The 8,901-nt window shown below is 72.0% G+C and carries 8 protein-coding genes; 2 read left to right on the forward strand and 6 right to left on the reverse strand.

The window, feature by feature from the left end; translation table 11 throughout:
- Positions 1-51: 51 nt before the first annotated feature.
- On the reverse strand, positions 52-1,161 hold the full coding sequence (locus tag ITI46_RS31325; RefSeq protein ID WP_209243316.1) for a WD40/YVTN/BNR-like repeat-containing protein: 1,110 nt from the start codon (positions 1,159-1,161) through the stop codon (positions 52-54).
- Between the two features lie 234 nt (positions 1,162-1,395).
- Here ITI46_RS31325 and ITI46_RS35230 point away from each other — a divergent pair, with 234 nt between their 5' ends.
- Positions 1,396-2,187: a DUF6214 family protein gene (locus ITI46_RS35230; RefSeq protein WP_307808400.1), complete on the forward strand. Its 792-nt coding sequence runs from the start codon at positions 1,396-1,398 to the stop codon at positions 2,185-2,187.
- Between the two features lie 67 nt (positions 2,188-2,254).
- Here the strand turns inward: ITI46_RS35230 and ITI46_RS31335 are convergent, their stop codons facing one another.
- The 5 genes from ITI46_RS31335 to ITI46_RS31355 all read right to left on the reverse strand — a co-directional run bounded on the left by ITI46_RS31335 (position 2,255) and on the right by ITI46_RS31355 (position 6,591).
- Positions 2,255-2,977, reverse strand: a complete 723-nt coding sequence (locus ITI46_RS31335; protein ID WP_209243318.1) for a TetR/AcrR family transcriptional regulator — start codon at positions 2,975-2,977, stop codon at positions 2,255-2,257.
- A gap of 381 nt (positions 2,978-3,358) precedes the next feature.
- Positions 3,359-4,057 carry a phosphatase PAP2 family protein gene (locus ITI46_RS31340; protein ID WP_209243321.1) on the reverse strand — a complete coding sequence of 233 codons (699 nt, stop codon included), beginning with the start codon at positions 4,055-4,057 and terminating at the stop codon, positions 3,359-3,361.
- A gap of 323 nt (positions 4,058-4,380) precedes the next feature.
- Entirely contained in the window at positions 4,381-5,319 is a 939-nt protein-coding gene (locus ITI46_RS31345; RefSeq protein WP_209243319.1) for a M56 family metallopeptidase, read from the reverse strand.
- Between the two features lie 89 nt (positions 5,320-5,408).
- Positions 5,409-6,038, reverse strand: a complete 630-nt coding sequence (locus ITI46_RS31350) for a DUF5134 domain-containing protein (protein WP_209243320.1) — start codon at positions 6,036-6,038, stop codon at positions 5,409-5,411.
- A gap of 103 nt (positions 6,039-6,141) precedes the next feature.
- A complete protein-coding gene (locus tag ITI46_RS31355; protein WP_307808401.1) occupies positions 6,142-6,591 on the reverse strand; it encodes a hypothetical protein in 450 nt (149 codons plus the stop codon).
- A 661-nt stretch (positions 6,592-7,252) separates the two neighbouring features.
- Here ITI46_RS31355 and ITI46_RS35625 point away from each other — a divergent pair.
- On the forward strand, positions 7,253-8,899 hold the full coding sequence (locus ITI46_RS35625) for a hypothetical protein (protein ID WP_307808402.1): 1,647 nt from the start codon (positions 7,253-7,255) through the stop codon (positions 8,897-8,899).
- Positions 8,900-8,901 lie beyond the last annotated feature (2 nt).

The raw sequence follows: 8,901 nt of genomic DNA on the forward strand, positions 1-8,901 counted from the left end.
CGGCCCGCCCCGCGGAAACCGCCGTCCCCCTCCGCCTCCTTGCCCACCGCCTCAGTCGATCACCGCCGCCCGCACGCAGAGCACGTCCGGCAGGTGTGACGCCAGCTGCCGCCAGCTCTCACCGTCGTCGGCGCTGGCGAAGACCTCTCCGTTGCGGTTGCCGAAATAGACCCCGGCCGGGTCGGCGTCGTCCGTGCACAGCGCGTCCCGGAGCACCGGTCCGTAGTGCGCCGCCTCGGGGAGTCCCGTGCCCAGCGCCTCCCAGCTCTCACCGGCGTCCTGGGTGCGGTGGACGCGGCAGCGACGCTCCGCCGGCACCCGGTCCGAGTCCGCGTTGAGCGGGAAGAGGTAGGCCACGCCGCCGCGCCGGGGGTGGGTGGCGACGGGGAAACCGAAGTCCGAGGGGAGGGAGTCACCGATCGACTGCCAGCTCGTGGCGTTGTCGTCGCTGCGGAAGACGCCCCAGTGGTTCTGCAGATAGAACCTGTCGGGGTTCTCCGCGTCCCGGGCGATCTTGTGGACACACTGTCCGTAGTCGGGGTAGCGCATGCTCTCTGGCAGGAAGACCGCGGAGACGCCCCGGTTGCACGGCTCCCAGCTCTCGCCGCCGTCCGACGTGCGGTAGGCGCCTCCCGTGGAGACGGCGACCGTGATCCGCCGCGCGTCCCGTGGGTCGACCAGGATCGTGTGGAGCCCCAGCCCGCCACCGCCGGGCACCCACTCCTTGCGCGTGGGATGCTCCCACAGCGAGCGGACGAGCTCGAAGGACTCGCCGCCGTCGGTCGAGCGGAACAGCCCTCCGGGCTCCGTCCCGGCGTACACCACGCCATCTTCGCTCTCGCCGCCCGGCTGCAACTGCCAGACCCGCTCCAGGGACGTTCCGGTGTCCTTGGGGTACTTCACCGGTGGCTGTTCCGGCTCCTTCCAGGTCTTGCCCAGGTCGTCGGAGTGGAAGACCGAGGGGCCCCAGTGCGCGCTGTCGCCACCGGCCAGCAGCCTGGGCGATCCGGAACCGCGCCGGTCGATGGAGAAGGAGTAGACAGCCTGCGCATTGAAATGCGGGCCGGTGAACTCCCAGTTCCCCGTACCCCGTCTGCCGGCCTGCTGCCGGGCGAGGAACAGGCCCTTTCTCGTGCCTACTGCGAGCAGTACGTCCGCCATGGCGGCACCGCCTTCGAGACGTCGTTGTCCAAGGTACGGAACAGTCTGCACCCGCCCACTGACAATGCGCCCCGGCCTGCGCGGATGCCCGTATGAGCGGAGTTGTCCGACGCCCGTACGGCGGCAGCCGGTGCGCCGTTCGGGCTGCCGCGGCCTCCGTCGTCAGGGTTGCCCTCCTCCCGGCCGAGCGCGCCGCGCCGCCCGGCCCCGGGCGGCCGGGTCTACGGTGCCGACGTGTCGGAGAGATCCTCTTGCTCTTGCTACTTGTCGGATCGCTCGTACGAACGAGGTGGCTGCCTGCCGGAGGGCGACCCGTCGGCGCCGCCGTGCCCGGCCTGGAAGCTCCGGGGGTACGGCACCGGCGCAGGCCACGGGCCGCAGGGTGCCGGGGCACAGCCGCCCTGGTTCGCCGTCGGGGTCAGCCGCGCCGACGGTACTCAGGTCGAAGTGGTGGCCGCCGTGGTGGACGGCCGGGTCCGCCTGGAGGAGATGCGGGCCGACCCACCCCTGACGTTCCAGGAGTTCGTCCGGCTCGCGCCCTGTCTCCAGGAGCCGCTGACGACGGCGTGCCCGTCGGCCATCAGACCGCCGCAGACCGGTCCCACAGCCCGGACCACCGGAGCCTGCGCACTGCCAGTGGGTCGGCCGCGCACGCTGCCACCACCGTCGCCACCGGCCCTTTCTGAGCCACCACCGCCCCCGCCGCCTGCCCCTGAACCGTCGGTCCCCAGGGCGCCGGCGACGTCGCCCCAGGCGCCGTCACCGGACGCACCCTCGCCCCCGCCCCCGGCGGCGCGCACGGGGCCGTCCCATGCTCGGACCAGGGGGCGGAGACGGCCGCCGGCGCCCCGTGGCCGGGACGCGCTGCGCGTGGCAGCCGAGGCGTACTCCGCGGCCAGGGAGCAGGGCCAGGACCCCGTGCTGGCCGTCATGCGGATCACCGGGCACAGCCGGCGCAAGTCATTGCGCCTCATCGCGAGCGCCCGTGACGCGGGCCTGCTGAGTCCGCGCCATGCCCGTCGCTGATCCCCAGAGCTCACTGCTGTGGCTGCTTCGCAGTGGCTGCTCCGCTGTGACTGTTGCGCTGAACTCCCTACCGGTGCTGATCCTTCGCTCCCCGCGGTCCCGGGCCGACGTCCCAGCCGCACGGCCGGAGCCGCTTCAGACGCCGCGCGCACGCTGCGGGCGAGGGGTGGGAGATGCCCGAGTTCGCCTGGTCAGGCGGCATCCCACGCTCCCACTTGAGGCCGTACCGGCTGAACAACTCACCCCGTAGCCGCTCCAGTGGCATCGGCGCACCGGGCAGCAGAGCCGCGACGACGGCGCCCATCAGATTGGCGCGCAGCAGCGGGTAGTCGGTGTCCGGGTCGGCGGAGCCGTACCGGGCCACAGTGGCACGCAGCAAGGACGCCAGGCGCTGCTGTTCGTCGCACTGGAGGAACCCCTCCTGCTGCAGAATGCCCGCCATATGGGCGCGCATCAGCACCGGCTGGTCGCGTGCCAGCCCCAGCACCGCGTCGATGGCCCGGGCCAGCATCTCCTGCCCGCCGTCCGGCCCTTCGGGCAGCGGACCGTTGTCCAGCGCCTCGGCCAGCGTGAGATGCATCAGCCGGTGCACAGCCGACTGGAACAGCTGTCGCTTGCCGGGGAAGTAGTACGAGATCAGACCACGTGCCGACCCTGCCAGGTCGGCGATCGCCCCCAGCGTCGTCGCTTCGTATCCGCGCTCGGCGACCAGCTCGACGGTCGCCTGAAGCAGACGTTCGCGCGAGCGTCGGCGCAACTCTTCATTGACCGATGCGCTCCGGGGGGACATGCTGTAACTCCTGCGTTGACTGGCTGGCAGCCAATATACTCAGCACGACTTCGGGTGTTCGCGTTCCCTTTTGGACACGCAACGCGACTCCCGGTACAGCGGCCGATATCGGGGCGACGCGGGGGATCGCCCCGGTATCGGCGTCGACCGGATGGCTCGGCGATGTGGACCGGTCAGGTCCCGCACCAGCGCCGCCCGAGCGTCCGACAGCGGCACCGCAGGCCCTGACTCTAGAGGACGGAAGCGTCCCCAACACCCCTTGCGCAACCTTTACTTTCTCCGGCGGTACCCGAACGCCGCGGCCCGTCGGCGCGTTGGCGCGCCGCCCAGCGGACTCCGAGGCCGCGGAGACGGGCGCTGAGGCCCCGCTGCGGGCCTGCGTCAGCCTCTCCGGCCCACGGGCTCGGGCAGCCGCTCACCGGGCCGCAGAGCCGCCCACGCCGCCGCTGACGCCAACGCCACCGCCGTGCCCAGCAGCACGCCGACCACCGTGTCCGTCAGCCAGTGCACGCCCAGCCATACCCTGGTGAACGCCACGCCGACCACGCTCACCCCCGCGAGGGCGACCGCCGGCCGCCACCATGTGTCGCTCAGCGGTGCTCCTCGCTCGCGCCACAGCCACAGCAGCACCACGCACACCAATGCGGCGGTCATCGCGTGCCCCGACGGCATCGCGGCGTAGTCCGCCGAGTCCACCGGGTGCCGCCATTGCGGGCGTTCCCTCCCGATCGCCGCCTTCATGCCTTGCTGCACACCCGTGCCCACCAGCACCGTCCCCGCCGCCCAGTACGCCGCCAGCCGTTCCCGGCACCACACCAGCCGTACGAACACCACGGCCACCAACAGCCGGAACGTCCACGGGTCCCACACCCAGTCGGTGAGGATCCGCATGGTCCGGGTCAGCGCCGGGTGTTCCAGCGCGAGGGTGTGCAGCCCGGTGGCGGTGCTCCGGTCGAGCGTGGCCAACGGCCGCCACGGCAGCAGCGCCAATACGGTCAGCAGGAAGGCGGCAGCCCCCACGGTGGCAGCCACGGCGGCCTGACGCACGCCGGGCGAGGGGGAACGGGTCGCACCACACATGTGCCGATCATCGCTGCTGCCGTCCGGGACGGCGGACTTCAGGGGCGCGTCGTCACCCGCAGCGCGCGAGTCGTCGCTACTGGCGCGCGTGTCGTTTCTTCGACTCATGGGCGCGTCCTTTCGCACTCATGGGCGCGTCCTTCCGCGGCCGGAGACCGCACCTGTGGCTGTCGCAGTCCGCTGGAGCCTGTCCTGCGGCTGTCGTTCCGGTGAGGGGTGCCGCTGTCCGAAGAGTGCGGGGTGCGGATGCGTTTGTGGTTGCTCGCGCAGTTTCCCGCGCCCCTTCGGGGCGGGTGTCCCTTGCGCTGTCCGAGGGGCAAGCCCTAGCGCAGCGCGGACAGTCCCGGGGCGAACGCCACGAGGAGCGGCACCACGGGCACCAGCGACGCCACCGCCGTCATCCGCAGTCTGCGGCTGACCGGCAGCCGAGGGGCGGGCGTGAGCAGCCGGTGCACCCGCTGCGGCACCATCGCCACCGGAGCGGGACAGGGCCCGAAAATGCCTCGGCCCTCGTTGAGTTCGACCAGGGCCAGCGCGATGGTCAGCCTGCCGTAACGGCGGGAGGCGACGTCGTCGGCGGCCAGCTCCACCAGCCGGTGCACCTGGTCGCGGAAGCCCGCGAAGACCGGCACCCTGGAGAAGCCGGTGGCCAGCGCGGCCGAGCAGTGCAGCAGCCAGTCGTGACGCGCCCTCGCGTGCCCCTGCTCGTGCTCCAGCACCGCATCGAGCTGCCGCCCCTTGAGCCGCCGCAGCGCGCCAGTGGTGATGACCAACTGCGGGGTGGCGCCCGGCAGCCACCAGGCGTCCGGTTTCTCGTCCTCCAGGACCAGCAGGCGCTCGCTCGACGAGGTGTCCTCGCCCGGCAGTTGGGGCGCCCGTTCCCGCAGTTCCGCGCGTCGCCGGCGGCGGCGGGCCCGCGCGTCCCTGATCTCCCGTAGCAGCATCGCGCCCGTCCAGGCGCCCCCGCAGGCCAGCAGCACGCACAGGGCACCGGCCCATGGCGCGTAGGCGCTGGAGGTGTATGCCTCCGCGACTCCGTTCGGTGCCCCGGCGAACACATGGCTGCGCACCACCGTGAAGGCGGCGGCACCCGAGAGGGCCATGGCCAGCACGCAGCACAACAGCACAGCCCCGACGACGCACTGCCAGACCCACAGGGCGAGTACCGGCTCCCGGTCGGGCCACGTGCAGCGGGTCAGTACACGCGGCGCGAGACCCGCGGCGAACAGGGCGAGCACCATCAGCGCGAGCGGGACCGTCATACCGCTCAGCCTAAGAGGCTGTTACGAGACAGTGATATGCCCGACAGTGCAGAAGTGATGCGGCTCACTGCATGGCCGTGTTTGCCCACTCACACCGACAGCAACATCGCAAACATGCCCGCCCCCATGGCCACTCGGCAGCCGGCCGCGACCCCGGCCTGCCGCACCACCGGGAGCGCCATGCCCCCCTGGCCGTCCTGGCCGCCATGAGCGCCTGCCGCGGCCCCGGCAGGCGCGCCCGTCATCACGGGCATCAGGCGCGTGCCCGTCCACAGCACATACCCCGCGAAATACACCAACAGCGTGCCCGTCAGCGCGGGCACGCCGCCGGCTCCGGCGCCATGCGCGCCGGTGCCGGCCGAGGCGCTGAGGGCCATGCACAGCGCCATGTACGCCATCGCCCCGGTGCTCAGCACATGGTGCAGCCGCCACGACCGGCACCCGCCACGGTGCCGCCCGCCCGCCACCAGCCACAGCTCCCGCATCAGCAGCAGACCGAAGACAGCGGTGAAGGACCATGCCGCTGTCGTGTGCACTCTCGGCGCCCCGTGCCACAGCACGGGTACGGCCATGGCGGCCATGCCGAAACCCATCGCCGCCTCGCCCTGTGCTTCAGCGCGCTGCCCGCGTCCCGCGCCGCGCGCCCGCAGTACACATGAGGCGCCCGTCACCGCGCAGAGCGCCACCAGCAGCCACCCGACCGTGGCAGGGCCGTGCATCCGCTCACCTCCCGGCTCGCGGGGAGGCTGCCCGCGCTCGTACCGCATACGGGAGCGCACAGGCGCACGACGGCGCGCCGCAGCCGGGGATGTCCAGTGCTGCTCAGCGGGGCCGGGGAGTGGTGTGGCCCATCAATTCGGAGGCTTCCGGCAAGGGCATTCCCAAATCCTGGTGCAGGATTCGGGCGCCGTCCGCGTGGTCGGGCAGGAACGAGCGGTCCTGGAGCCCCGCCCGGCTCACACTCTCCTCCTGGCCGTCCCGTTCCGCCTCCTCCGCGACATGCGTGTGGGTACGGAGGTGACGGTTGAGGAGCTGCCAGGCGTAGGCGTTGGTGTTCGGGCTCCGCAGCGCCTGGTCCCATTGGTCGGCCAGTTCGGCGAAGGCGAGTCGTACGGCGGTGTCCGCCTGCCCCGCATCGTCCAGGCGGCTGTGCGCGTACTCCCGATACCGGTCCCGATAAAGAGCGCAGAAAGCAGCGAACTCCACTGGTACTTCCCGTTCGGCCTCCGGGCTCTTCTGCTTCCGGTCGGTGTCCGGCTGCGCCGAATTCACGGCGCAGTAGTGTTCGCACGGCAAGGGCATACGAACGCTCAACGTTCTCTTCCCCTCCCAATCCCTCCGTTGCGGGCCCCCTCCCGCCGGAAGCTACCGCTCCAGATGGGCCCGACGCTACGAGCCTCTGCTGCGTGCAAATTCATCGGCAATTGCATGAGCAGCCGCCGTGAACCGAAGACGTCAGCACGTCGAACTGTCAGACGAGGACAAGCCGTATTTTCCTCCCTTCATGATCGAAGGTGACCGTCTTCGGCGGTACTGAGACCGCTTCCGGTATGCCATCTGGCCGCTTGCCGTAATCCGACCCGCGGTGGCGGCGCTGGAAATCTTCGAGGTGCGGCCGACGAATTTCACCCGTCAGGGTGGCGAACCGGCATGGCGTCCGAATCCCCCGGGATGTCCCGTTCCGGCTCCCCGGGCGGCGGCAGCCGGATCGCCGACGGAGACGTGGTCGTGTTGAATTGGAGTCCGCCGTCGATGGGTTGGAGGTCGCCGCTGCCAGCAAGGGCTCTGCTGCCAGGCCCGACATGTGCACTGCCGCCGGGTCCGATATGGCCCGGCACCGGCCGGCTCCGACCCGAGAGGTGGCGACGGCCCGCCGGGGCCTTGGGCTGAAAACTGTCCGTGTTCTGATCGGTTTGGTGTGTGGGGGGTTTTGGTGTCGGTTCCGGGTGTGGGCTCCGAGGGCGCGGGCGACGGTGTGCTGGTGGTGGCGGGCGTCGGCGGAGGGCTGATGGATGTCGGCGTCGTCGTGGCGGGTCTGGGCGGGGTGACCTGGAGCGGCGTGCTGGCGGGTGCGGGCGGTGATCCGGCCGGTGGCAGAGCCGGAGTGGGCGTTGTCGAACTGGTGGGCCCTGTCGACCCGCAGATGGTGCTGGCCCGTGTGCGTCTGGTCGCCGGGGTGTCCGGGCAGCTGCTCGTCGTCATCGTCGGGGAGCTGCGCAAGGACCCGAAGAAGGGCGGGCTCCACGTCGGCCTGGGAGCGCCCGGCCAGCACTCGGCAGTGGTGCGGTACAGCGGTCTGCCCTGGGAGTGGCTGATAGGGGAGTTGGCCATAAGGCACCCGGGAATGACGACGGTGCTGCTGGACGTGGCCACGGAGACGGACACATGGGAGGCGATCCAGGCGCGCGGCCTGCCGGAAGCTCCCGGTGTAGGGATCTTCGGCCGGGTGGTGCGGCACAGCGGCGAGTCGAAGTGGCGGCGGCGCCGCGGCGGCAAGGCGCCGGTGGAGCCCGCGTACCTTCAGGAGTGCGTGCGGCTGTGGCGCGCGGGCGGCCGTATGCCGTTCCCGGAACTGCACGAGCGGGCCGCGGCGGTATCCGGTTCGACGGAGCACGAGCAGGCGCTGTTCGTCGCCACCGCCACCGCCACCGCGTTCCCGGCTCCGGCGGCGCACCAGCCCCCGGGTGTCGACGAGGCGCCGACGGCGTACCAGCCCCCAGTGGCTAACCACATCCAGGCAGGTGGTCAGGGGCAGGCCCACGCCCAGGGCCAGGTTCAGTTCCCGGACCAGCTTCAGGCCCAGGGCCAGGCGCCGACGGCAGATACGCCGAACGGCTCTCAGTCAGCGCCCTTCCCCGTCGCCCCGAACGGCTGGGAGCACCACTCCCGGCCGGATCTGCCCGCGGAGTGGCAGCGCGAGGACAGTCACACGCTGCCCGTCACGGAGCCGGTCGAGCAGCAGCCTGCCGACCTGGCGCAGGCCGCGCCCGAAGACGCCGGCGTCGCGCAGCAGTCCGCGGCACAGCCTCCGGTGGCTCACCCCGCGGCCGCCAGTTCGGCGCAGCCGGCACCACCGGCGCAGCCCGCGGCGGCCCGGTCGGCGACCGCGCCGCCCCCGGCGGCCGGAACCCCGGCTGTGCGGCCCGCGGCGGAGGACCCGCACGAAACGATCCTGGCTGCCGCGCGGGCGGGCCGCCATCAGGAGGCCGAGACCCTCGCTGCATCCTGGCAGGACGCCGCCGAGCGCACCGAAGGCCCCGGTTCGGAGGGAGCCCTGCACTGGCTGGAGGTACGGGCCGACCTCGCCCGCCTCGCCGGAGCCCCGGCCCGCAGCTGCGAACTGTGGCTACTGGTGGCCCGGGGCCGACTCGAACTCGGCGAGGCGGAGAGCGCGCTGGAGGTGGAAGGCGCCGTCGACCGGGCCCACCACCAGTGGCAGTGCCTCGAGGACGACGACATGGCTCGCGAGCTGGCCCCGGAACTGGTCCTCCTCCGCCGTCGGGTGCCCGGCCGTCAGCCGGGCGCGGTGCGGCTGGTGGAGGAGCGTGCGGAGCGCCTGCTCGGCAGCGTCGACCAGTAGGC

It is taken from the genome of Streptomyces oryzae (assembly GCF_017676365.1).
GTDB lineage: Bacteria > Actinomycetota > Actinomycetes > Streptomycetales > Streptomycetaceae > Streptomyces > Streptomyces oryzae.